This is a genomic window from Gemmatimonadota bacterium, assembly GCA_026702745.1.
Taxonomy (GTDB): Bacteria; JAAXHH01; JAAXHH01; order JAAXHH01; family JAAXHH01; genus JAAXHH01.
The window spans coordinates 21,675-46,621 of the sequence record JAPPBT010000007.1; the positions used below are offsets into that span (position 1 = coordinate 21,675).

A 24,947-nucleotide genomic window follows, 5' to 3' on the forward strand; every position below is an offset into this window, starting at 1 on the left:
GTTTCTGACGTACGAGTTCAGTCATGCAATCCTACCTGGAAGGCTGCGGCGTACCCACGACACGGATCGGCCAGGCCGAGGTACCCCGCCTGATCATGGGGATCCACCCCTACGACGGCTGTTCCTATCAAAATAAGGCGCGGGACGCGAAGAATTACCGCACCTTCAGCCGCGTCCAATCGGTAGCCGAAGTGCTGCGATATGCCGTGGAAGAAGGCGGCATCACGGCCGTCCAGGTGGACCACATGCTGCCCGAACTCGACCGGCTGCACCTGCAGGCCATCTGGGAAACCGAGCAACAGACCGGCACTCAGATGGGCATGGTGGCCTATATCTTGATCCCTGTTACGCTGGACGGTGAAATCGTTTCGTACTCAGACCGCGCGCATTCGACCTTCTACGGCTGCAATGAAGCCCTTGCCGGCCAGGCCTTCCGCGATCATTTCCACCGCGACGAAATCATCCGCTACAACCTGGGCGACACCTTCGACGGGATCGTTACCCCGGAGACCGTGCCGCCGTACACCGAAGCAGACGCCGCCCGTTTCGAGATCGACTACAGCGTCCTGGAGCAGTACCTGGGTTTCTTCGCGGGGTGCGATATACTCGTCGCCGATCCGGGCGCCGAAATCGACCTGCTCGCCATGACGGGGCGCTTCGACCTGATCCGCGAGTACCTGGGGTTCTTGCGAGAACGCTTCGACACCGTGATCACCAGCGTCCACCACGCCGGGGTCACGCTGCCGCTGCTCGAGGCTGAGAACATCCCCGTCGACGGCTACCTCACCACGGTCAACGCCCCGGGCACCTTCATGTTTCCCACGCGCGACGTGGCCATAGACGCCATCAGACAGGCTGCTAAGCCCGTCATCGCCATCAAGCCGATGGCCGGCGGCCGTTACCTCGGACAAAAGGCGTTCGAATACGTCTTCAACGAGATCGGCGTATCGGCCTCGATGTTCGGAATGGGAACCCTGGACCAGGTCCGCGAGACCACGCATGCCGCCCGCGAGGTGCTGGGCGCCGCCTGATCGGAGCTGCTGCGAATCGCATCGAACATGGACTCCTCCTTACTCCCTCGCTGTCTCTCTCTTGATCTCGAAGTAAACAAAAAAAGCGGACGTATTCGTTCATTTGCTGCAGTGCGTCCCGGTGTCGATCAAACTCTGATCTTCGAACGGGGCAGTTTAGACTCGGCTCTGGCGAAGCTTGACGATTTCGCCGGAACTGCGGATTTTCTGATTGGACACAACCTTATCGATTTCGATGTTCCACATCTCCGGGCTGTAAAACCGGATCTTGCCGTGTTGAGTTTACCGGCGGTGGACACATTATGGCTCAACCCTCTTGCCTTTCCCCGCAATCCCTATCACCACCTCGTCAAACACTATCAGAATGCTCAACTGAAACGAGGTAGAGTAAATAACCCCGAACTGGATGCCCGTCTTGTTTTAGAAGTCTTAAGTAACCAATACAACGCATTTCAAAACTTGTCCCCTGAATTGCTTGCCGCCTGGCATTACCTGACTTCCATAGATTCCAATGGTACGGGTTTTGAGGACGTTTTCACCGACATACGCGGTGCAGAACTGCCAACCCGTGCGGCGGCGTTTGAGGCGATCCAAAATCAGCTAGACGGAAACGCATGCGCGAACCACGGTCAAAGGGTTCTGAACCAGGAAAATCCCAATGGATGGTCCCTTGCTTACGCTTTGGCCTGGTTGTCGGTATCGGGAGGTAATTCGGTAATGCCGCCCTGGGTACGACACCAGTTTCCGCAAGCCGGTGAATATGTACGGTTACTCAGGGACACACCCTGCGGCAAATCGGACTGTGACTGGTGCGGCGAAAGACACGATCCTCGAAAGGAACTTAAACGATGGTTCGGTTTTGACGAATACCGTCCAGATCCAAAGGACGATGATGGTCGTCCCATGCAACAGGTCATCATTGAAGAAGCAATGTCCCGTCGACACTTATTGGGCATTCTGCCCACCGGAACGGGCAAATCCCTCTGCTATCAGATACCCGCTTTGTCTCGCTATGACAAGACCGGCGCCCTAACTGTTGTGATCTCCCCATTAGTCGCACTCATGGAAGATCAGGTGTCGGGCCTGGAGGCACAGGGTGTCGGTTCGTGCGTGGCCGTTAACGGACTGTTGAGCCTGCCGGAACGGAATGATGCACTTGATCGCGTTCGTTTTGGCGATGCAGGACTCCTGCTCATTTCACCAGAACAACTGCGCAGCACCGCGGTCCGGCGCGTGATCGATCAGCGTGAGATCGGAGGATGGGTATTGGATGAAGCCCACTGCCTTTCAAAGTGGGGACACGACTTCCGGCCGGACTACCGTTACGTGGGACGATTCATACGTGAAAGAGCCGGAAAGCAGTCGATACCTCCTGTAATGTGCTTGACCGCAACAGCCAAACCCGATGTAGTGGCGGACATCAAACAGCATTTCAAAGATGAACTAGGTATCGAATTGAAGGTCTTTGACGGCGGCACCCATCGCACCAATCTCAGATTTACGGTAATCCCGACAACTGGCGGAGAGAAGTTCGCGCACATTCATCACATTTTGACATCAAACTTGCCTCAAGATAAGCCTGGCGGCGCGATCATATATTGTGCGTCGCGGCGTCAGACCGAAGAAATCGCGGAGTTCCTTCAGGACAAAGAAACTACGGCTGACTTCTTCCATGCAGGGCTGCCTCCGGAGACCAAGAAGGACGTACAGCATCGCTTTACCGGTGGTAAGTTGCGTGTGGTTACTGCGACGAATGCATTCGGCATGGGAATTGACAAACCGGACGTCAGGCTGGTTATCCACGCAGACATTCCAGGGTCGTTAGAGAACTACCTGCAGGAAGCTGGTCGCGCCGGGCGTGACCGTCAGGAAGCACTTTGCGTGCTACTGTATTCTACGGATGACATCGAAAGGCAATTCGGGCTGTCGGCGCGGTCAAGACTTACTCGACAGGAAATCCATGGCGTACTCAGGTCACTTCGTAACCTGGACCGAAAGAAGCGATTGCATGGCGAAGTCGTGGCCACACCCGGCGAGATACTTGGCGAGGATGATGAGAAGGTATTTGAAAGAGACTCTACCACAGACGATACCAAGGTACGGACGGCCGTCTCATGGCTTGAAGAGGCGGTCCTATTGACCCGAGAGGAAAACAGAGTGCAGGTCTTTCCTTCGTCGTTGAGGGTGGATTCTGTCGAGGAAGCACAAAGTCGATTATCAAAATTGAGTATCGCCGAAGACTATCGAAAAAGACTGCTTAGCATCGCCGAGACACTGATCGATGCGGACCCGGACGAAGGTATATCTACCGACGAACTCATGGGAATCTCCGGTTTAAGTGCCGCAGCAGTTCGCAGCGCCATGTACGACCTGGAACGGGTAGGCATCGCCAGCAACGATACTGCACTCACTGCCTTTGTGCATTCAGGCGTGGTCAGATCGTCGCAGAAGCGGTTCAATGAGGCTACCGAGTTGGAAACCAAACTGATCTCACAGATGCGTGAAACAGCCCCTGATATTGAAACAGGGGAAAGGTGGCCACTTCATTTGCGTGTTGCCTCAGAACTACTGAGAGACAATGAAGTTGAAAACCCGCTCCCTGAACGTATTTGGCGCATACTCCGAAGTATCGCCTTCGACGGACGCGGCGAAGGCGGGGACGGTGGCAGCCTAGGCGTAAGACGCACGAACATGGATACCGTGCAGGTGACGTTAAAGCGCCCTTGGTCTAAGCTGGAGGAACTTGCTTTAAGAAGGAGAAACGGAGCAAAGAGTTTACTGGAAAGCCTGCTTTCAGGTCTCCCAGCCGGAAGACATGGCACCGATCTACTCGTCGAAACTACGCTGGGCAAGCTATTGGCCGCGATTACTTCGGACCTTTTTCTTGAGAGTAAGAAGCCGGAGAAGCTGCTGGACCGTGCGCTCCTCTGGCTACATGAGCAGGAGGTCATTCGCCTTCACAAGGGCCTTGCGGTATTCCGCCCCGCCATGACCATCAAGCTTGCCGATGACAGAAGAGGTTTTGCCAAAGTGGATTTCGAACCACTTAATCAACACTACAAAGGACAGGTTCGCCAGATCCATGTAATGGCTGAATTCGCGCAGCGCGGGCTTGAGGACATGGCCGAAGCGCTGCGGCTGGCCATGGACTATTTCAGCCTGAAGCAAGATGATTTCCTACGGCGTTGGCTGCCTGATCGTGAAAAAGAAACCGAGCGGGAGACCACGCCGGAATCGTGGCGAGCCATCGTCGAGAGTTTGAAAAACTCCAGCCAGCAGAGGATTGTCGCAGATGACCACGAACAGCTGAACATGCTGGTTCTTGCTGGTCCCGGCTCGGGTAAGACACGTGTGCTGGTACATCGAATCGCCTACCTCGTACGAGTAAGGCGGGAGAATCCCCGAGGAATCCTAGCTCTGGCGTACAACCGACATGCGGCCGTTGAGATACGGCGACGTTTGAAGGAACTGATCGGTAACGACGCTCGCGGGATAACCGTGCTCACCTGTCATGCACTCGCCATGCGAATCGTTGGTGTCAGCTATCGGGAGCGAGAAAGGAAAATGCTCGACGATGCTGAATTCCGGAAAGTCCTGCGCCAGGCGGTCGCGCTGCTGCACGGGGAGGGTCTAGAAGAAGAGGCGGACGATCAACGGGACCGTCTCCTCGCGGGTTTCCGATGGATACTGGTAGATGAGTATCAGGATATAGGCAAAGACCAATACGAATTGATTTCGGCGTTAGCAGGGCGAACCCTTGAGGATGAGGACCGTAAACTCACCCTTTTTGCCGTCGGTGACGACGACCAGAACATTTATACCTTCAACGGAGCTTCTGTGGAATTCATCCGGCGATTCGAGGAGGACTACGGACCAAAACCGATGTTCTTGGTCGAAAACTATCGTTCCACTGGCCATATCATTACAGCGGCAAACGCCGTTATCAATACGGCCCGTAACAGGATGAAGACGCAACATCCCATCCAAATTGATCGTGCTCGTAAGAAAGTCCCCGAAGGTGGTAAGTGGCATGCACTCGATCCAGTATCTAAAGGCCGTGTACAGATACTGCATGCCAGACGCGATCCGAATTCGCAAGCCCAAGTAGCAATCAATGAACTGAAACGTCTAGAATCACTCTCTCCAGACTGGAATTGGTCCGAATGTGCAGTAATCGCGCGCGAGTGGAAATTCCTGGATCCTGTAAGGGCGCTCTGCGAGGTCTCAGGAATCCCGGTACACTTGGGAAATGAAGAAATCCCGAGTTTCTGGCACCTGCGTGAGACACGACTGTTTATCGACCAGTTGTATCACCGAGAAAGCCGATCGGTGAGCAGTACAGACCTTGCTTACTGCTTGAATACTGTACCCACAGGACCTTGGAAGGAACTGATGCAGTCGGCGTTGGAAGATTTCGCGTTGGAATCAGGTGTAGGGGAGGTGCCTTTAGATCACTTCATGGAGTGGCTTGCGGAATGGGGACGTGAGGCTCAGCGGCGCCAACATGGCCTTTTGCTGCTTACGGCACACCGTGCAAAAGGTCTGGAATTTGAACATGTAGTGGTGCTTGACGGCGGATGGGACAAAGTCGATAAATGATGAGGATCCTGATGCACCTCGCCGGCTCTTTTACGTGTCTATGACCCGTGCTAAACAGACCCTTGCAACTGTGCGTTTTCAAGGCCCTTCCTCAGTGGGCCATTCCGGGCAGCGAAATCTCGTACAGGAACCGGATTCCCCAGTATACGCCGGAGATTTACGTTCACTGCCTTTTGCCTTTCCGATCAATGGATCGATTCTTTACCGACCAAAGGACGGAGCACAGAAGCCAACCCGTGAACTCGCACGTCAATACCGGCGTCCCAGTCTGCGTGAAGTAAACTTGGGGTATGCGGGACGATTCCATACCAATCACACAGTCCACCATGCAATCTCGGCCCTGTCGCACGGCGATCCACTTACAACACAGATCACCGAGCACGGAGCCTGGGAACTTCTCGACCAAGAAGGAACGGTGGTTGGGCGTCTTGCCAGGACGTTCGATCCTCCAGGTGGGACAGTGTGCAGTTCTGCGTCTGTATTTGCGATCGTGTCCTGGAGCCGCGAGGCATCCGATCCTAATTTCCGTGAAGGCTTGAAATGTGACACATGGGAGGTAGTAATCCCGGAACTCGTATTCGATCCGAAGGCTGTTTGAATAAATCTTCGGAGATTACCGGCAGCTAGCCCGCTAGTCGTCGAAGTGACTCTACCCCCCCTCCTCCACCATGGGCACGAACCTTACGCCGCCGTGGTGTACCTTGACCGCCTCATCACCCGACCGCGTCACGGAATACAGCTCTTCGCCAATGGGGAGGACCATTTTACCACCGTCCTTCAACTGTCCGAACAGCGTATCGGGCAACACATTGGGCGCCGCCGTCACCATGATCCCGTCGAAGGGCGCATGCGCGGCCCACCCTTCGTAGCCGTCACCGATCCGGAAATGGATGTTGTCGCAACCCAGGGATTCCAGGGTCTCCCGGGCCCGCTGGCCGAGGACGGACAACCGTTCCACCGTGTATACGGACCGGGCGAGGTGGGCCAGGATCGCCGTCTGGTAACCCGATCCCGTTCCGATTTCCAGGATCCTGTCCGATACGCTCACATCGAGCAGCCGGGTCATGAGCCCCACGATGTAAGGTTGGGACACGGTCTGTCCCAGGTCTAGCGAAACGGCGCAGTCTTCGTAGGCCTGCGACCGGCACGCCTCGGGAATGAACCGGTGTCTCGGTACGGCGCGCATGGCCTCGATCACCCGGGGTTCGTCGAGACCGCGACCACGGATCTGCTCCTCGATCATCCGTTCCTGTGATGAAACGGGTACGACAACCGACTCGATCTTTTTGAAAAAACGGGATAGCAGCATGGTCCGTTCAGTCTAAGGGGACCACCAGGTCGGAGCAAGGCAAATCAAGGTAGGCCGACGACTCGTAATCCGGGCGAATCGTAACGTATTCCGGAGTGTGCGCGGTACCGCCCGGACCCGCGTGCCCCGCTTGACACGACCACGCCGAAACACTATGTTCTCCGGTGCCTGTGAGCCCATGAAGAACGGACAATTTGAGCTGCTGTGCTCAGAAAGGACCTCCCGCATGCATCCCTTCGAAGACCTGCAAGTGCCCGCCGGAAGCGTGGGCATCCACTGGTTCGGACAGAGCTCATTCGGCCTGAAGCATCCGGACGGCACAGTGATCCAGGTCGATCCCTACAATCCCCGTGAAAGACCCGCGGACCGCTTCGTCCATACACGGCCGCCCCTGGATGAGGGAACCCTGAAGACCGACTACGTGCTCCTGACACACAACCACGGCGATCACACCTGCGTGGAATCCCTGAAGCGGCTGGCGGCCGCCTGGCCGCAGGTCCGCTACGTGGGACCGGTCGAGTGCATAAACGCGCTGAAGGAAGCGGGGCTGAACGCCGGGAACATGACGATCGTAACGGCCGGCGACACCGCCGAAATGGGGTCCTCGAAGGCGCACACGGTGTGGGCCAAACCCCAGGCGGGACTGCCCGAGGACGGCATCGCGCCGCCCGACGTGCAGCACCTCGGTTACGTCGTCGAAATGGGACCGGTCCGTGTATACATTTCCGGCGACCCGGTCAACACATTCGCCGACCACGAGTCCCTGCTCGCGCCGGTAAGGGACCTGCGGCCGCAGATCGGGTTTCTGACCAATCATCCGGACGAGGGCGAATTCCCCTACTTCGACGGATCGGCCCGTATCGCGGTTTCCCTCGGCCTGAAGACCGCCGTACCCGCCCATTACGCCTGTTTCGTCGCACGGGACTACGATCCGCGGGAATGGGCTTCCCATCTGCCGGAAGGCGGACCGGAGCCTCTCATCATACCGTACAACCAGTCCACCGTGTACAGCCCCTGAGGCCGGGGTGCACTTCAGCCCCTGAGGCCGGCATTCATCCGGCGCACATGGGGTCGCGGCGGACCGAGTCGGGTAGCGCGGCGGGTAGCGGCGGACCGCGGCCGGCCGTGGCGGGTCGCGGCGGACCGAGTCGGGTAGCGCGGCGGGTCGCGGCGGACCGAGTCGGGTAGCGCGGCGGGTCGCGGCGGACCGCGGCCGGCCGTGGCGGGGCACATCGGACCGAAGTGGCCGGCCGCGAATCCCGGTGCAATCGTAAGGCAATCGCAATGCACGTGCCATGCGCATAACCGGCATCGATCTCGACGCAGTGGACGTGAACGGACAACATCACTGGGTGTTCGTGCACGTCCGGACCGACGATGGATTGGACGGACTGGGTGAGCTCAATCCCTCGGCGCCGAGGCAAGCGGTCCTGGACGCGCTGCGGGAATTAGAACGGGAGGTCATCGGCAGGGACCCCCGACGGATCGAACAGCTGACTGCACAGTTGAAACCCCCTGCGGAGGACCGGCCCGCCGTGCACGCTCTCTGTGCACTTGAGCAGGGGCTGTGGGACATCCTCGGGAAGTCACTGGACGTCCCGGTATACGCCCTGCTCGGGGGCAGGTGCCGCGACAGCATCCCCGTATACGCCAATGTCACGCGCGCTGCGCTGGAGGGCACGCCGGACGACTTCGTCCGACAGGCCAAGGGCGCCGTCACGGACGGACATACCGCGGTGAAGATCGCGCCTTTCGACGGCCGATTCGGCGCCGGCAACGCGCTGATCGACCATGGACTGCAGTGCGTTCACGCCGTGCGGGAGGCCATCGAGCCCGAAATCGACCTGCTCCTCGACTGCTACGGCCGTTTCTCGCTGGATGAAGCCCGACGGATCGTGGATGGTCTGCGCGGGGTCGAGCTGTACTGGCTTGAGGAGCCGGTGGCGGAGCGGGACCTGGAAGGCTACCGGAAGATCAGAATGGAAACCGGTTGGCGGATCGCCGGCGGGGAACGGGCCATGCTCATCGAGGGATTCTGGCCCCTCTTCGATCCAGATGCTATGGATGTCCTCATGCCCGATGTCACGATCGCGGGCGGCATCGGCGAACTCAAGAAGATCGCCTCAATCGCCGAAAGCAGGGGGCAACTGACCGCGCCGCACGGTCCCTTCGGACCGGTTGCGGTCGCGGCGCACGTGCAGGTCATGGCCTCCCATCCGGGATTCCTCATCCTCGAATACGCCTGGGGACAGGTGCCCTGGCGCGAAGGGCTCGTATCTCCCGCGGAACAGGTTGTAGGCGGCCGGATTGATATCCCCCGGCGACCGGGCCTCGGCCTGAGCCTGGATCCCGGCGTCGTGGAGGCCTGCCGCGTCGATCCGGCAGCGATCTGAACCGAGGCTACGCGTTGAACAGCCACCGGATCCCGGTACAACGGTTCCGCGACTGCTGGTTCCGCGGCCACCAATTCCACCGCCGCTGGTACAACAGTCATCTTACGAAAGGAATCTGATCCATGCAAACCGAAGCACTTTACAACACGCTCGACTCCGTTACCGCGATTCCTATTGTGCCCTTCCGCGGCGGCGCTATCGATTTAAACGGCCACCGCAGGAACATCCGGTACCTGATGGAGCACAACCATCTCGACGGGAACAGAAAGCGCGTGATCGGGATCGCGGGCACGAGCCTGATCCACCACTTCTCCTCCGAGGACCAGATGCGGGTCATAGAGGCCACCGGGGAAGCGATGGGAGACGACGGGTTCCTTATGTCCGGCATCGTGCCGAATCCCCTTTCCCAGGCGGAGGAGTTCGTACGCAGGCAGTCGGTCCTTCCCCGTCCGCCGGACGTGTATCTCATCATGCCGCTCACCGGCGTGGCCGACCACGCGGCGACCTACGACGACTACATGGCCTTCGCCGAGCGGCTCGGCACGGATTGCGGCGCGCGCTTCCTGCTGTACATGCGATCAGCGGACTATGTGAGCCCGATTATCCGGCTGGTCAATGATTCGCCCCACATGGTGGGTGTCAAGGTAGGTACGAGCGAAGAAGAAGTCACCCCGCTCATCAAAGGCATCGGCGACACCGGCATCGTCATGTGGGGGATCGGTGACCGGAGCACCCGGGCCGCCGAACTGGGCGCCCGGGGGCACACCTCGGGCACGGCCATCGTCGCCGCCCGTTCGGCCGACGAGATCAACAACGCCCAGCGCCGCGGTGACTACGCGGAGTCGGCCCGCGTGGAAGCGCTCGTCGCAGACCTCGAACACCTGCGGTTCATGAACGGCCGGCAGTACAACTACTCGGCGGTGGTGGAAGCGATGATCATCGGGGGCTGGGAGGACGTAGCGGCAGGCGAGGGCGGCCCGTTCAATCCGCGGATTCCGCGGGACATCGCCGCCCGCGTGGCCGAGGCGGTGGAGCCGCTGCGGGCCTACCACTAGGCGACCAGTTCCGGACTCCCTAATACACGATCTGCGAAATCGCCTTGGAGATCAGCGCGATTGCGATGGCGATCATGCCTATGAGTCCAATGCCGGCCCCGTAGCCGGCCAGCACAATGGGCACGTACGACATCCATTTCTCTTCGCCGAAGCGCTTGGTGAAGTAGTAGCGCCCCAGGATCGCGCCGAAGAAGGTGGGCAGGGTCTGCCAGAGCGGCATGGCCATGCCGCCGACCAGGCCGTAGAAGAAGAGGGGCGAGCCGCCGACCAGCGTGATCAGGCCGAAGAGCCCTCCCGTGATGCCCAGGCCGGCGATAATGTACTCGATTTTGATGATATCGAAGATGAACGTGATGCCGCCGGGCAGGGTGGACTTCACCCAGATGGTCCGCATGGCCGCGTTGAGGGGCCACATCTTCTGCACGTAGGGATAGGCCGACGACGGGATCGGGTTGAGTTTCCATACGAGCGAATAGAAGATGAAGCTGCAGACGAACATCAGGATGGTGGTCACCGCGGTCAGCTTGACCACACTGCCGAAGGTCGTCTTGGTAAGGTCAAGCTGCTTGAAGGTCTCGGCCACCTTCCCGTGCTCGAAGATCGGTATCGGAGCGAACCACACGTCGACGCCCCGGTAGCCGGACAGCAGGAACGAGGCTTCCTTGACGAAGGGAAAGGAGGTGCCGTAGGGCGAACCCGTGATGCCGATCATCCGGGCTCCAATGTAGGAAAACACCGGCGACCAGAGGAATCCGAAGATGACACTGATCCACCAGGGAAAATCGGGGATCAGGATGTAGAGGATGACCACAAAACCCGCCGTGCTGACGAACCAGAAGATGAAGACGAGCCAGATCGGCAGGTCACCCCGGCCCTTCGGCGTCGGTCGCACTTCCGTTTCCCGGTCGGGATCTTCCCGCCGCTCACGATTGGATTTCAGTATGGCCCGGATGGTCGCGGTGAACCCCACGATGCCGATGACGAGGGAGGCGCCGATGGTGAAGCTGAGCCAGAAATCGATATTGTTGGATATCTGCGTCGGGATCAGCGACATCCCGGGCTCCCAGGTAGTCAGGATGCCGTTGTGGTACAGGAGCGGATTGGCAACGAGCGCAATCGCCGCAGACGACACGAAAGTGCCGATCACGACCCAGTAGGGCAGGACGAACCCGGCCAGGAGGGTGCCGAGATCGGTGCCGATACCCACCATGGTCGCCGGCAGCACTTCCCTTAAGCTGGTGGTGAAATCGATGAAGGGAATGGGCAATATGGTGATGGGCGTGACCAGGAACGTGCTGGACAGGATGGGGATCATCACGTACAGGAGTCCCCACGATACGCCGATCACGGACCCGATGCTGAACGCCCGCCATCGCCAGCCCTCCCGGTTCTGCGACGTTTCGGCCAGCGCCGTGGCCCCGCCCGCGTGCACCCGTGCCAGGGGGAAGGTCAGCCGTTCCACGTCGTTGGTGACCCGGAAGAGGATGTACCCCATCGAGTAGGAATTGACGGCAAAGAGCAGCGTCACCGCGGTGAGGACCAGGACGGGCACGAACCAGTCCATGTGGAAGAAGGTCCGGCTTGCCATCGCGGTGGAATCGAGGGTCGGAACGACCCAGGTGGGGATCAGCGTGGCGATGCCCGTGGCTTCCGGGGACTGCTTGTAGTACTGCTCCCAGATCAGGTGGGCGAAGGGACCGCCGGTGATGCCCGTGTTCATGGCGTTCCCCGCGGCAGCCAGCCCCGCCGCGGCCCAGTACAGGATCATGATCTCCTGCCGGGTCATCTTGACGAGGGACCGCTTGGCGATCTCGAGGAACAGGATGACGGTGACCCAGTCCGCCGCGCCGGTCTGCCCCCCCGTCACCAGGCTGAGATAGATCGAACCCGGCAGCATGACGAACCCGACGAACAGGCAGGCCCAGATCGTCTTCAGGTTGAATCCCGGCAGGTAGGGTTCGTCCGCTTCGCCGAACAAAGCGGTATCCGGATTCTGGTACTGTTCCGGACTGTCTTCCCTCAGTTCCTCTTCACGGACGGACAACGCGGGCCTCCTGAAGCGGCACAGCCGTTAAATCACGCAACATGTTGTACGCCAAGTAGTTACAATGTATACACATCGACGCTGACTGCGGGGGATTCACCGGATTTCGCAAGTTCGGATAACAAGTCTGACAAGATAGGACGCCTTATACCTCTGTCAAGGTGTATTTCGTGCCCGAACCTCACGGCGTAAGGCCCGGAAGGCTTCCCGTCCGGTCGCCGATCAATTCGCCCAGCGCTTCCCGCAGCCCCGTGTAACGCTCGACGACCCGGTTGTTCTTCACTGCGATGGCGAGGGCCTTGGGCGTGCCGACGAGGACGGCCAGCGCCCGGGCCCGGGTCAGCGCGGTATACAGCAGGTTCCGCTGCAGCATGATGTAGTGGGTGCTGTAGAGCGGCAGGATGATGGCGGGATACTCGGATCCCTGACTCTTGTGCACGCTGATGGCATAGGCCAGGACCAGTTCGTCCAGTTCGCCGTAATCGTACCGGACGGAATCCTGGAAGGCGATGTCCACGGCCTGGTCGTCCGGGTCGATGTGCGTGATGCGTCCGATGTCGCCGTTGAAGGTCATTTTCCCGTAGTTGTTCCGCGTCTGCAGCACCTTGTCGCCCACGCGCAGTTCCCGGTCGCCCCGCTTCAACGAGGCGCCCGACGGGTTCAGCACCTGCTGGAGCTTCTGGTTGAGCTGATCCACGCCGATATCGCCGCGGTACATGGGGGTGAGCACCTGGATGTCGTTGAAGGGATCGAGGCCGTACTTGCGCGGCAGGCGGTCCGTCAACAGCTCGGTGATCTGATCCGCGCCGGCCGCGGGGTCGGGCTCGTTGATGAAGAAGAAATCGCCCTGGTTCCTGTTCTTCGTGTCCGGCATCTCGCCCCGGTTCACCCGGTGGGCGTTCATCACGATGCTGCTCTCCCGGGCCTGGCGGAAGATCTCGGTCAGGCGGACCACCGGGAGACGGCCGGCGTCGATCATGTCCCGGAGGACGTTGCCCGCCCCTACGGAAGGCAACTGGTCGACATCACCCACCATGACGAAGCGGACGGAGGTCTTCACGGCCCGCAGCACGGCGTTCATCAGGACCGTATCCACCATGGATGACTCGTCGAGTATGACCAGGTCCGCTTCGAGCCGGTTGTCCTGGTCGCGGCCGAACTCCATGAGCCCCGGGTTGAACTCGAGCAACCGGTGGATCGTTTTCGCCTCGGCGCCGGTCACCTCGGCAAGCCGCTTGGCAGCCCGGCCCGTCGGCGCGGCCAGCAGCACCTTCGCGCCCACGCGGTTGAACAGGTAGACGATGCCCTGCACACAGGTGGTCTTGCCGGTCCCCGGTCCGCCCGTAATCGCCAGGACGCTCCGCGATGCCGAGGTGTGTATCGCCTCGCGCTGTTCCGCGTTGAAGGCGATGCTGCGTTCCTTTTCGATGTGCTGGATGTGTTCGTCGATGCGTTCGGGGGGCGGCGGGGAGCGGGGATGATCGACCAGGCGTGCGATATGCCTCGCAATGCCCTGCTCGGCGTAGTAGAGGGGCTGGAGATAGACCCGGTCTTCGTCGCGAAGGACGACCTCGGCCCGGACCAGGGCTTCGATGCCGGCGGGAATGGTATCGGCGTCGACCTCGAGTACGGCGGCGCTTTCCTCGGTGAGGGTTTCCAGGGGCACGAAAACGTGACCGTCGTCAGCCTGCGCATCGAGGACGTACCGGATGCCGGCCTCGACCCGGGCGGGTGCTCCCGGATCCACCCCCAGGTTCATGGCGATCTTGTCGGCGGTCTTGAAACCGATGCCCCAGATGTCCGTGGACAGGCGGTACGGGTTCTCCGTGACCTGCCTGATGGCCTCGTTGCCGTAGGCCTTGTAGATCTTCACCGCGTAGGCCATGCTCACGTCGTGACCGAGCAGGAACTGCATGACATCCTGGATGTGCTTCTGTTCCTCCCAACCGGATCGGATGACGTCGACGGTCTTCTTCGCGATGCCCTTCACCTCGGACAGCCGGCCGGGCGTCTTCTCGATGACCTCGAGGGTGTCCTCGCCGAAGTGATCTACGATCATTGCGGCCTTGGCCGGGCCCAGTCCCTTGATGAGTCCCGAGCCCAGGTACTTCCGCATGCCGTCCGTGGTCGTGGGCTGGATCGACTTTGATTCGACAATCTTGAACTGCTTGCCGTACTGCTTGTGGGTTACCCAGAACCCGGAGACTTCGACGCGCTCGCCCGGCGCGATCTTCGCCAGTTCGCCCGTGACGGTCAGCAGGCCGTCCCGCGTGGCCGCACGCGCCAGGTTCTCGGCGGTCCTGCAGGCGTCCGGTTCGGCGCGCAGCCGCGCCACCGTGTAGCCGGTCTCCTCGCTCTGGTAGGTGATGCGCTCGATGGTACCGGTGAGTATGTCCATGCCTGACCGGAGTATAGGCGCCTAGCGCTCGTCACTGGCGTAGACGACGGCGTCTTCCGCCTTGGCGTAGGTAAACAGTTCATCCCCGGAGAAGAAGCGGGGCACTTCGTCCCGCGCCGTTTCCAGGGAGTCGGAAGCGTGCACCAGGTTGCACTGAACGCTCATGCCGAGATCGCCGCGTATCGTGCCCGGGGCGGCCTGCCTGGCGTTCGTCACGCCGCACAGGCTCCGCACGACGTCCACGGCGCCGACGCCTTCCAGGCACAGCGCCACGACCGGCGTTTCCTGCATGAAGGACTTGATTCGGGGGAAGAAGGGCTTGTCGGACAGGTGCGCGTAATGCTCGTTCAGGATCCCATCGGTCAGCTGCATCATCTTGAGACCGGCGACCTTGAGCCCCTTGCTTTCGAATCGGCCGGCGATGAGGCCGATCATTCCGCGCTGCACGGCATCCGGCTTGATGAGAACAAGCGTTCGTTCCACGGATTGATTCTCCTTTAAATGTGAGTCGAAACAATGGTTTAAAGCCTCGTGCAAAGCCTTGTGCAAAGCCTTGTGCAAAGCCACGTGCAATGTAGGCGGCGGCCCCCGGAGTGTCAACGGAAATGCCCCCTTTGCAAATCGCTTCGATGGCACAAAATTGCGGTGGACATTTCGAGATCCGGCCCGTATAATGTCGGTGGACTTCATCTACATACAATCGGGGCAAGGCCATGTGGGAAGACGATGAAATTCGCGAGGAGTGCGGTGTCTTCGGCGTTTATGGCGACCCCGCAGCCGCACGGCTGACCTTCCTGGGGTTGTATGCCCTCCAGCACCGCGGCCAGGAAAGCTCCGGCATGGCGGTCTCAGACGGCCATCACATCGCATCCCACCGGGCCATGGGCCTGGTCAGCGAAGCCTACGAACACGGCGAACGGGTGAACGACCTCGATGGCCACATGGCCATCGGCCACAACCGGTATTCCACCACCGGCACGTCCAACGTCGACAACGCGCAGCCCTTTATGGTCAACTTCAAGCGCGGACAGTTGGCCACCGCCCACAACGGCAATTTCACCAACACTGGCACGCTGCACCTGTCGATGGAAGAGTCCGGTTCCATTTTCCGCACCTCGTCCGACAGCGAGATCGTCCTCCACCTCATCGCGCGATCGAACGAAGCCGATCTGCCCGGCATGATCGCGGACGCCCTGCGCCAGGTCGAGGGCGCCTATTCCATCGTGTTCCTGTCCGAATCGCAGCTCATCGGCGTCCGGGATCCCCGCGGATTCCGACCCCTGTGCCTGGGACGCCTGGGTGATGCCTACGTGCTCGCATCGGAGACCTGTGCCTTCGACATCATGAAGGCGGAATACGTCCGTGAAGTGAAACCCGGCGAAATGGTCGTCATCGACGAAGAGGGCATCCGGTCCTTCTTCCCCTTCGAAGCGGCGGAACCGGCCGCCTGCATCTTCGAGTACATCTATTTCGCCCGGCCCGACAGCAAGGTATTCGGAGAAAACAGCGACAAGTTCCGCCGGCGCTTCGGCCGCCAGCTGGCGGAGGAACACCCGGTGGAGGCCGACATCGTCATCGCCGTGCCGGATTCGGCCACGACCGCCGCGCTGGGCTACTCGGAGCAGTCTGGCATCCGGTTCGAAATCGGCCTGATCAGGAACCACTACGTGGGGCGGTCCTTCATCGACCCGGACCAGTCGATGCGCGAATTCACGGTGAGACTGAAGTACAATCCCGTCCAGGGCGTGCTGCGGAACCGGCGCGTGGTCCTCGTGGACGATTCCATCGTGCGGGGAACGACCCTCAATCAACTGGTCAGGCTGATACGCGGCGCGGGGGCGTCCGAGGTGCATGTGCGGATCAGCAGTCCTCCCATCCGCCATCCCTGCTACTACGGGATCGACATGCAGAGCCGGGGCGAGCTCATCGCCTCGCAGACCCGGGTGGAGGAGATCCGCCAGTATCTCGGGGCGGACAGTCTGGGCTACCTGTCCATCGAAGGCATGGTGAAGACGGGTAAGGAGTATGGAAAGCCCGGGGTGGGCTACTGCACAGCCTGCTTCAGCGGGGACTACCCGGTCATCCCGGAAGATTCGCTCAGCAAGCTCATGCTGGAATCGTGACGGCCGCGGCGCCGGCCCATCCGCTCAGGGTCGCCTGCGCACTGAGGTGCCATTCCTGCGTGCGCCAGGCGCATCACGACATTTCCGATTCCACCTTCTCCTTCTTTTCCCGGTCCGGGAAATAACTCAGGATCGTGGACAGGGTATCCCGCAACCCGGTCCTGGGCACGACCTGGTCGACGAAACCCTTGGTCAGGAAGAACTCCGCGGTCTGGAACCCCTCCGGCAGGCTCGATCCTATCGTCTGTTCAATCACCCTTCCGCCGGCGAAGCCCATCATGGCGCCCGGCTCGGCCAGGGTGAAGTCTCCCAGCGAAGCGTAGCTCGCCATCACGCCGGCCATGGTCGGATTCGTGATCACGACGACAAAGGGGATCTTCTTCTCCGACAGGCGGTTCAACCAGAGGGAAGTCTTCGCCATCTGCATGAGGGAGAGGATGCCTTCCTGCATGCGCGCGCCGCCAGACGTGGCGACCACGAGCAGCGGGATCTCCAGGTCGAGGGACCGCCTGATGGACCGTGTAACCTTCTCGCCGACCACGGAACCCATGCTCCCGGCCAGAAAGGACCCGTCGTGGATGGACAGGGAAACGAGCCTTCCCTCGATGCGTCCCGTACCCGATATCACGGCCTCCATCATGCCGGTGCGCTTCTGGTAGCGCTTCATGTAGTCCGGGTAGTTTTCCTTCTCCTTGAATTCAAGCGGGTCGACGGTGCGCAGATCCGTGTCGGTCTCCTCGAAGGAGTCCGGATCCATGATCAGGGAGATGTACCCCTGGTGGCCGATCTTGAAATGGTAACCGCAATGGGCGCATACGTTGAAGTCCCGTTCGAGCTCCGCCTTGTACAGCATGGCGTCGCACTTGTCGCACTTGACCCACAACCCCTTCGGGATTTCCTTGCGCTTCTGCGGGCTCAGTCCCCGCTGTCTTCTCTCAAACCAGGCCATAGTTCACTCGCTTAACGCTGTGGTACCAAAACCAACCTAAACGCGGGTTGCCATCCGGAGTAAAAACCCACGGAACAGATCGGAGCATCGCTCTGCCGCCGATTCGACCGTAGTCACCACGTCATCCGCGTCGACGGTTTCACCTGCTTGACCCGTCCACACATTGGATATGCACGATACGGCCACGGTCCTCATTCCGAGTCGCCGGGCCGCCAGTGCTTCCGGGACGGTCGACATGGTCACCGCGTCCGCGCCCAGTGATTTCAGCAGTGCGATTTCGGCGCGGGTCTCGAAGGAAGGTCCAGGCATCCAAGCCAAAATTCCCTGTTGGACGTGCTGGTTTCTTTGTATACTGATCTGTAGAAGCGAATCCCTCAAAGACGCACTGTAACAGGGTTCGCCGTCCGTATCCGATGTCAAGTCTCCCATCAGTTTAACGCCGATGGGATGGATATGTTGCCGTACGACCATGAGGTCTCCCACCACGTACCGGGAATTCAGTCCGCCTGCGGCGTTGGTCACGAGCAGCACTTCGACACCGAACCGGCGCATTACCTCGAGAGGATAGGCGATCTGCCGCGCGTCGTAACCCTCGTACAGGTGGATCCGTCCCTGCATCAAAATCACGGATGCATCGCCCAAAGCGCCGAAGACCAGGTTGCCCTCGTGGCCTTTAACGGTCGATACGGGAAAATGGGGGATGGAACCGTAGGGAACAACGGATTTCTTTTCGACCGCCCGGACGCACGACCCGAATCCGGTACCCAGGATCATGCCGAAGCGGGCGGCCGCGAACCCCTTCGAACCCAGGAAGTCCGCAGTCGCGTCCAACGGATCATGACGGGGCATGGCGCGGCACTTTCAAACGGTTACCTCGTCTCCTTCGACGGCTGAATGCAACAAGGAGTCCATCATGAGCATCATTACGGTCGCCCGGGAATACGGCAGCGGTGGGAGGGACGTTGCGAGGATCGTCGCTGACCGCCTCGGTTATGATTGCGTGGACAAGGAACTTATCGCCGAAACCGCCCATGCCGCGGGCGTTTCGGAGGATGTCGTCGAGCAACTGGATGAAGTGGGCGAATCGCCCATTCGGCGCTTTCTCGGCGAACTGTTCACCCCTTCGACCGTCTACTCCCTTTCCCCGGAATACCCGCCCCTCATCTGGCCCTACGTTCCCGGCGACGACGAGGGGACGAAGGACCCCACCTCCCTGAAGAACACCTTCCTGGACCGGGACGAATACCTCCAGATCCTCCAGGATACCATCCGTTCGCTGGCCGACAGGCAGCACGTCATCATTGTAGGGCGCGGGTGCCAGTGCATCCTGACGGACCGCAAGGACGTTTTCCACACCCTGTTCGTCGCGCCATTCGAGTACCGGGTCGACGTCATTATGGACGAGATGAACCTCTCGCGGGACCGGGCCGCCGAACTCATCAAGGAAAAGGACCGGCAGCGGTCGCTGTACCTTCAGCACAACTACCATCGCGACTGGAAGGACCCGACGCTGTACCACGCGGTCTTCAACACGTCCCGCACGTCGTGGGAGAACATGGCCGACATCGTGATCGACTTCCGCCGCAGACTCTTCGGCGACGACGAATGAAAGCCCGTTCACCCTGATGAACCGCCAAGAAAGATAACCCCGGTCAGCATATGTGTCAACCGGCGGCCGCTGCAGCGCGGACCGCAAACCGGTAAGGAACGGCTATGAATTACGAAGTATCGGACTTCAACAAGGAAGTGGTCGAACAGAGCCACACGGTCCCCGTGCTGGTCGATTTCTGGGCGGAATGGTGCGGCCCCTGCAAGATGCTGGGTCCCGTAATCGAATCCCTCGCCGAACGCCACTGGGACCGGTGGAAACTCGTGAAGGTCAACACGGAGGAGCACACGGACATCGCCCGGCAATACGGGATTCAGGGGATCCCTAACGTGAAGATGTTCGTCGACGGCGAAGTGCGGGACGAGTTTACCGGTGCGCTGCCGGAGCCCATGATCGAGCAGTGGCTCAGGAAAGCCCTGCCCAGTCCCCATGCGAGGCAGTTGGAAGAGGCGCTCCGGCTGCTTGAAGCCGGCGACCGGGACGCGTCCCGCGAGATGCTGGAGGCTGTACTGGCAGCCGAGCCGGACAACGAGCAGGCGGCGGTCTGTCTGGCGCGGACCTGGCTGGATGAAGACCCCGGCCAGAGCCTGGAGCTATTGAAGCCCATCGAACCGGGCACGGAATACCACGACTCGGCGGTTGTGCTGCGGACCATCGCGGAACTCTTCCTTCACCTGGACACGCCCGAAAACCTCGAGGACACCCCGGTCCGGCCCGTCTATGTCCAGGCAATTGAGCATCTGAGGCGGGAGGAATACGACCTGGCCCTGCAGCGCTTCATCGAGGTGCTGGAGAAGAACCGGACCTATGACGACGATGGGGCCAGGAGAAGCTGCGTCGCCATTTTCGGCATGCTCGGCGAGGACCATCCCACCACGCGGCAGTACCGCCGAGCGTTCAGCAACGCGTTGTACGCCTGATCACACCTGGTCGGCGGGACGCGGCCGGGCGCCCGGCCGAACGCCTGATCACACGCTAACCCACGCTCTCGCGCCTTGTCGCACACGCGCGGACGTCGGTCAAAGATGTATCACACGTCCAGGGGATTGGCCTTTTCGGGGTCGATTTCCAGCTTGCGCATGGCCCGCTCCGGGACCTCCGGAGAGAGGTCGCCTTTCCGGGCGAGGGCGTTGAGGGTGCCGAGGGTGATAAACCGGGCGTCCATCTCGAAGAAGTTACGCAGCGCCGGCCGGCTGTCGCTCCGCCCGAATCCGTCCGTCCCCAGCGAGACCACAGGGCCCGGCACCCAGCGCGCGATGGAATCCGGCAGCGTCCTGACATAATCGGAGGCCATGACGTACACGCCTCCAGTATCCTCGAGACATGCCGTGACATAGGGCACCCTGGGCGCTTCCGAAGGGTGCAGCAGGTTCCAGCGCTCGGCCTCCATGGCGTCGCGGCGCAGCTGCTTGTAACTCGTGACGCTCCAGACGTCCGCTTCCACGCCGAAGTCTTCCGCCAGCATCTCCTGGGCCTTCAGCGATTCGTTGATGATTGAACCGCTTCCGAAGAGGTGGGCCTTCGCCGTGCCCCCGTTCAGCGAACTGAGCCGGTACATGCCTTTCAGGATGCCTTCTTCCACCCCTTCCGGCATGGACGGCATGGCGTAGTTTTCGTTCTGCACGGTGATGTAGTAGAACAGGTCTTCCTGGTCGACGTACATGCGCCGTATGCCGTCCTTGATGATGGTCGCCAACTCGTAGGCGTAAGCCGGATCGTAGGTCAGCAGGTTGGGGACCGGGTCGGCCAGCAGGTGGCTTTGGCCGTCCTGGTGCTGGAGCCCCTCGCCGTTCAGCGTCGTCCGTCCCGCCGTTCCGCCCAGCAGAAAGCCCCGCGTGCGCATTTCCGCGGCGGCCCAGATCAGGTCGCCGACGCGCTGCAGGCCGAACATGGAATAGAAGATGAAGAAGGGGATCGTATTGACGCCGTGGGTCGAATAGGCCGTCCCGGCGGCCACGAAGGAGGACAGGGAGCCCGCCTCCGTGATGCCTTCCTCGAGGATCTGGCCGTCCTGCGCCTCCTTGTAGTAGAGGAGCGTGTCGATGTCCACCGGTTCGTAGAGCTGGCCGGCGTGGGAATAGATTCCGCACTGGCGGAAAAGGGCTTCCATGCCGAAGGTCCGGGCCTCGTCGGGTACGATGGGGACGATCAGCTTGCCGATTTCGGGTTCCCGCAGCAGGCGCGACAGCATCCGGGTGAACACCATGGTCGTCGAGACCTCGCGGCCGTCCGTTCCCGCCTTGAATTCGTCGAACACCTCGTCCGTCGGCGCGGAGGGCAGACCGGGATTCACGACGTTGCGCCGCGGAATGTAGCCGCCGAGACTCTCCCGCCGTTCCCGGATGTACTCCATTTCGGCGCTGTCCGCCGACGGCCTGAAATACGGCGCTTCGCGGACCTCGTCATCGGAAAGGGGGATGCCCAGTTCGGTGCGCAGATGGCGCAGCCCGTCCTCGTCGATCATCTTCTGCTGGTGGGCCGTGTTCTTGCCCTCGCCCCACTCGCCGAGGCCGTATCCCTTGATCGTCTTGGCCAGGATGACGGTCGGCGCGCCCGGATGTTCCACCGCCGCCTTGTACGCCGCATAGATCTTCTCCTGGTCGTGGCCGCCCCGGATGATGGTCCGCACGTGCTCGTCGGTGAGCAGCCTGGACATCTCCATGAGCTTGGGATGCACGCCGAAGAAATGCTCCCGCTGGTACTTGCCGTCCGAAACGGTGTACTTCTGGTACTGGCCGTCGACGATCTCGCCCATGCGCTTCACGAGCAGCCCTTCGTCGTCATGAGCAAGCAGGGGATCCCAGCCGCTGCCCCAGATGACCTTGATGACGTTCCATCCGGCCCCATGGAAAGCGGCTTCGAGTTCCTGTATGATCTTCCCGTTGCCCCGCACCGGGCCGTCCAGCCGCTGCAGGTTGCAGTTGACCACGAATATCAGGTTGTCCAGCTTCTCGCGCGCCGCCAGGGTAATGGCGCCAAGGGCCTCGGGTTCATCCGTTTCCCCGTCGCCGAGAAACGCCCAGACTTTGCAGCCGTTGCCCTGCTTGAGACCGCGGTCTTCCAGGTACCGGTTGAACCGGGCCTGGTAAATGGACATGATGGCGCTCAAGCCCATGGAGGCCGTGGGGAAGATCCAGAAGTCGGGCATGAGCCAAGGATGGGGGTATGAAGAGAGCCCCCCGCCCGGGCGCAACTCGCGGCGGAAATTGTCAAGGTGCTGTTCGTTGAACCGCCCCTCGATATAGGCCCGGGCGTAGATGCCCGGCGAGGAATGCGGCTGGAAGAATATCTGGTCGCCGTCGTACCCTTCGCCCGGTCCGCGGAAGAAGTGGTTGAATCCCACCTCGTAGAGGTTGCAGACCGAGGCGTAGGTGGCGATGTGGCCGCCTAAGGACTTGTCGGCCGTGTTGGCGCGGACCACCATGGCCATGGCGTTCCACCGGATGATGTTGCGGATCCGGTGCTCGAGTTCGTCGCTGCCGGGATAGGGCGGCTGCTGGTCGGGCGGGATGGTGTTGATGTAAGGCGTGTTCTCTGCGAAGGGGAGCCGGACGCCCTTGCCGCGGGCGTGGGCCTGGAGCTGGGCGATCAACTGGCGCACCCTGCCCGGTCCGGAATGCTGGAGTACGTAATCCAGCGATTCGAGCCATTCCAATGACTCTACGCGATCCAGGTCAATTTCATACTCCGAGCGTGAGGAATCCTGCGTCATATCCAGTCCGTGGACCGCTGTGTACTATGGCTGTGTACGATGGCTGCGCCCGTGGCGTGCCGGAACCGCGCGGCGTTTTTTTTCGGGCCTGCACGTCGTTGTTTATCGCGGTTGCACGCCGTTATTTATCGGGTCTGCGCTTCGTCTCTAACCGAATGAAACGTACATTCAATGTAGCGTTCCCGTACTTCGCTCGCAACAGAAATCACGGTCGCGGACCATCCGGCGAGGCATCAGTTTTGTATTGCCTGCGTGGGTCGAATGCGTCATTATGGGACATTGCCGCATGGAAACGAAACAAGCCCGAGACACCCGTTTCAGGCCTGGTTGACCCGGTACCCCAACGCCAATGAATCCACACCCATGATCGCTTTCCACCGCTCCTCCTTCCACTGGAGATCCCGGCCCTGGAAACCCGATCCGGTCTACAAGTACACCGGAGGGTTCGTTGGGATACCGGGACAGGCCTACCAGGTGCGGTTCCATCTGGAGGCGTCCTGTACCGTGGAAGACCTCGAATTGGGAAACAAGACCGATCTGTACCTTGGTGCGCCTTGCCGCACGGAATATACGATCGCCCGGCGTAACCTCTTCCAGATTCCCAGCGACGAATGGCGCATGGTCTTCAGCCGGAGTCTGAGCATCCCCATATCGAGGAGACCAAGCACCGAACCCGCCGAAACCGGGGGAACCCCGCTGGAGGAGCAGTTCAAGGGCCACGATATCGACATCAGGCATTACGATTCCGAAGACACCTTGACCAGTGCGCGCGCCGTCGTGAACGCGACGATCAGCCGGGATCTCATGAATGGAAAGATCACTTACCTCGAACCGGACCGGAATGTGAAGGTAACCCTTGAGTTTCCCGTGGATCTGATCAATATTAACGAGGAAGACGCCGAGTTCCAGGTCTGCACGGGTCCCGTGGTTTTGCCGGACCTGAAAACCTGGGACGGCAGCGAGGTGCATCGCGTGTTCCTGGCCGACGCGGCGATCTCCGGTTTCGATCACGCGGAGTTCATCCTCCGCAGGGAGATCGAGGCGGCGGAGCGGGAGAAACACTGGTACGAGGCGCCCCGGGGGCGTGACCGCCTGGAACTGAACGACCTGGAGAATCCCCCTCCAGACTATCCGCCGCGCAGGCCGCGGCCCCTGGTCTACAACGAAACCTGGGAAAAGAAAACCGAGAACGTCATCCTGAGGACCCCGAACGAGCGCTGAGGCCTTCGATCCGGCCGACGGCCAACACAAGGAGCGGTTCCATGGCGCAGACGACCCTGCAGGACACCCGTTTCAAGCAGATGCCGACCCCGGAAGATCTGATCCGCATGTCCCGCGACCTGCGGTACCATCCGGTCCGCAACGACCATCCGGCGGTGCTGACGGGCGCACAGATCGATACCTTCAACGAACAGGGCTACTTGAAGCCCTTCAGAATATACTCGGACGAAGAAATTGGTGCCATCAGGGACGAGTTCGACGGCATGATCGAGCAGGTCATGGCGCGGGGCGACCACAACTATTCCATCATTTCGGCCCACCTGAAATCGGGCATGGTGCACGATATCATGAACGATCCGCGCATCGTCGCCTACATCAGCGACCTGCTTGGCGACGACGTCGTGGGCTGGGGCGCCCACTTCTTCTGCAAGCTGCCGGGGGACGGAAAGATCGTCAACTGGCACCAGGACGCCAGCTTCTGGCCCCTCTCGCCGTCAAAGACGG

General features: G+C 60.6%; 17 protein-coding genes. 10 read left to right on the forward strand and 7 right to left on the reverse strand.

All coding sequences use genetic code 11. The features are described from left to right. Positions 1-23: 23 nt before the first annotated feature. Both OXH56_01440 and OXH56_01445 read left to right on the forward strand, forming a co-directional pair. Entirely contained in the window at positions 24-1,031 is a 1,008-nt protein-coding gene (locus OXH56_01440; GenBank protein MCY3553961.1) for a hypothetical protein, read from the forward strand. 27 nt (positions 1,032-1,058) lie between these two features. Continuing rightward, positions 1,059-5,630: a RecQ family ATP-dependent DNA helicase gene (locus OXH56_01445; protein ID MCY3553962.1), complete on the forward strand. Its 4,572-nt coding sequence runs from the start codon at positions 1,059-1,061 to the stop codon at positions 5,628-5,630. 649 nt (positions 5,631-6,279) lie between these two features. Here OXH56_01445 and OXH56_01450 read toward each other — a convergent pair. After that, the gene (locus OXH56_01450; protein MCY3553963.1) at positions 6,280-6,939 is read right to left on the reverse strand and encodes a protein-L-isoaspartate(D-aspartate) O-methyltransferase; all 660 of its coding nucleotides are present in this window, start codon (positions 6,937-6,939) and stop codon (positions 6,280-6,282) included. Positions 6,940-7,165: 226 nt separating this feature from the next. On the opposite strand from OXH56_01450, the gene OXH56_01455 reads away from it, so the two are divergent. From OXH56_01455 to OXH56_01465, 3 genes are all read left to right on the forward strand, one after another. After that, the gene (locus OXH56_01455; protein ID MCY3553964.1) at positions 7,166-7,957 is read left to right on the forward strand and encodes an MBL fold metallo-hydrolase; all 792 of its coding nucleotides are present in this window, start codon (positions 7,166-7,168) and stop codon (positions 7,955-7,957) included. A 277-nt stretch (positions 7,958-8,234) separates the two neighbouring features. Then, positions 8,235-9,332 carry a mandelate racemase/muconate lactonizing enzyme family protein gene (locus OXH56_01460; GenBank protein ID MCY3553965.1) on the forward strand — a complete coding sequence of 366 codons (1,098 nt, stop codon included), beginning with the start codon at positions 8,235-8,237 and terminating at the stop codon, positions 9,330-9,332. Positions 9,333-9,454: 122 nt separating this feature from the next. Next, complete coding sequence (locus OXH56_01465; GenBank protein MCY3553966.1) at positions 9,455-10,387, forward strand: dihydrodipicolinate synthase family protein; 933 nt, start codon at positions 9,455-9,457, stop codon at positions 10,385-10,387. Between the two features lie 19 nt (positions 10,388-10,406). Here the strand turns inward: OXH56_01465 and OXH56_01470 are convergent, their stop codons facing one another. The 3 genes from OXH56_01470 to ndk all read right to left on the reverse strand — a co-directional run bounded on the left by OXH56_01470 (position 10,407) and on the right by ndk (position 15,312). Continuing rightward, positions 10,407-12,431, reverse strand: a complete 2,025-nt coding sequence (locus OXH56_01470; protein MCY3553967.1) for a peptide transporter — start codon at positions 12,429-12,431, stop codon at positions 10,407-10,409. Between the two features lie 181 nt (positions 12,432-12,612). After that, on the reverse strand, positions 12,613-14,829 hold the full coding sequence (locus OXH56_01475; GenBank protein MCY3553968.1) for an ATP-dependent RecD-like DNA helicase: 2,217 nt from the start codon (positions 14,827-14,829) through the stop codon (positions 12,613-12,615). A gap of 21 nt (positions 14,830-14,850) precedes the next feature. Next, a complete protein-coding gene (ndk, locus tag OXH56_01480; protein MCY3553969.1) occupies positions 14,851-15,312 on the reverse strand; it encodes a nucleoside-diphosphate kinase in 462 nt (153 codons plus the stop codon). 230 nt (positions 15,313-15,542) lie between these two features. Between ndk and purF the strand changes: the two genes are divergently transcribed. After that, complete coding sequence (gene purF, locus OXH56_01485; protein MCY3553970.1) at positions 15,543-16,952, forward strand: amidophosphoribosyltransferase; 1,410 nt, start codon at positions 15,543-15,545, stop codon at positions 16,950-16,952. Between the two features lie 73 nt (positions 16,953-17,025). On the opposite strand, the gene accD is transcribed toward purF, so the two are convergent. Then, on the reverse strand, positions 17,026-17,901 hold the full coding sequence (gene accD / locus OXH56_01490) for an acetyl-CoA carboxylase, carboxyltransferase subunit beta (protein MCY3553971.1): 876 nt from the start codon (positions 17,899-17,901) through the stop codon (positions 17,026-17,028). Between the two features lie 36 nt (positions 17,902-17,937). Further along, entirely contained in the window at positions 17,938-18,750 is an 813-nt protein-coding gene (locus OXH56_01495; GenBank protein ID MCY3553972.1) for a purine-nucleoside phosphorylase, read from the reverse strand. Between the two features lie 64 nt (positions 18,751-18,814). On the opposite strand from OXH56_01495, the gene OXH56_01500 reads away from it, so the two are divergent. Next, on the forward strand, positions 18,815-19,510 hold the full coding sequence (locus tag OXH56_01500) for a cytidylate kinase-like family protein (GenBank protein MCY3553973.1): 696 nt from the start codon (positions 18,815-18,817) through the stop codon (positions 19,508-19,510). Positions 19,511-19,614: 104 nt separating this feature from the next. Then, a complete protein-coding gene (trxA, locus tag OXH56_01505) occupies positions 19,615-20,430 on the forward strand; it encodes a thioredoxin (GenBank protein MCY3553974.1) in 816 nt (271 codons plus the stop codon). Between the two features lie 110 nt (positions 20,431-20,540). On the opposite strand, the gene aceE is transcribed toward trxA, so the two are convergent. Continuing rightward, the gene (gene aceE / locus OXH56_01510) at positions 20,541-23,222 is read right to left on the reverse strand and encodes a pyruvate dehydrogenase (acetyl-transferring), homodimeric type (protein ID MCY3553975.1); all 2,682 of its coding nucleotides are present in this window, start codon (positions 23,220-23,222) and stop codon (positions 20,541-20,543) included. Positions 23,223-23,585: 363 nt separating this feature from the next. Between aceE and OXH56_01515 the strand changes: the two genes are divergently transcribed. Both OXH56_01515 and OXH56_01520 read left to right on the forward strand, forming a co-directional pair. Beyond that, entirely contained in the window at positions 23,586-24,443 is an 858-nt protein-coding gene (locus OXH56_01515) for a hypothetical protein (protein MCY3553976.1), read from the forward strand. A gap of 41 nt (positions 24,444-24,484) precedes the next feature. Beyond that, the coding region (locus OXH56_01520; GenBank protein MCY3553977.1) for a phytanoyl-CoA dioxygenase family protein at positions 24,485-24,947 on the forward strand (463 nt) is incomplete at its 3' end.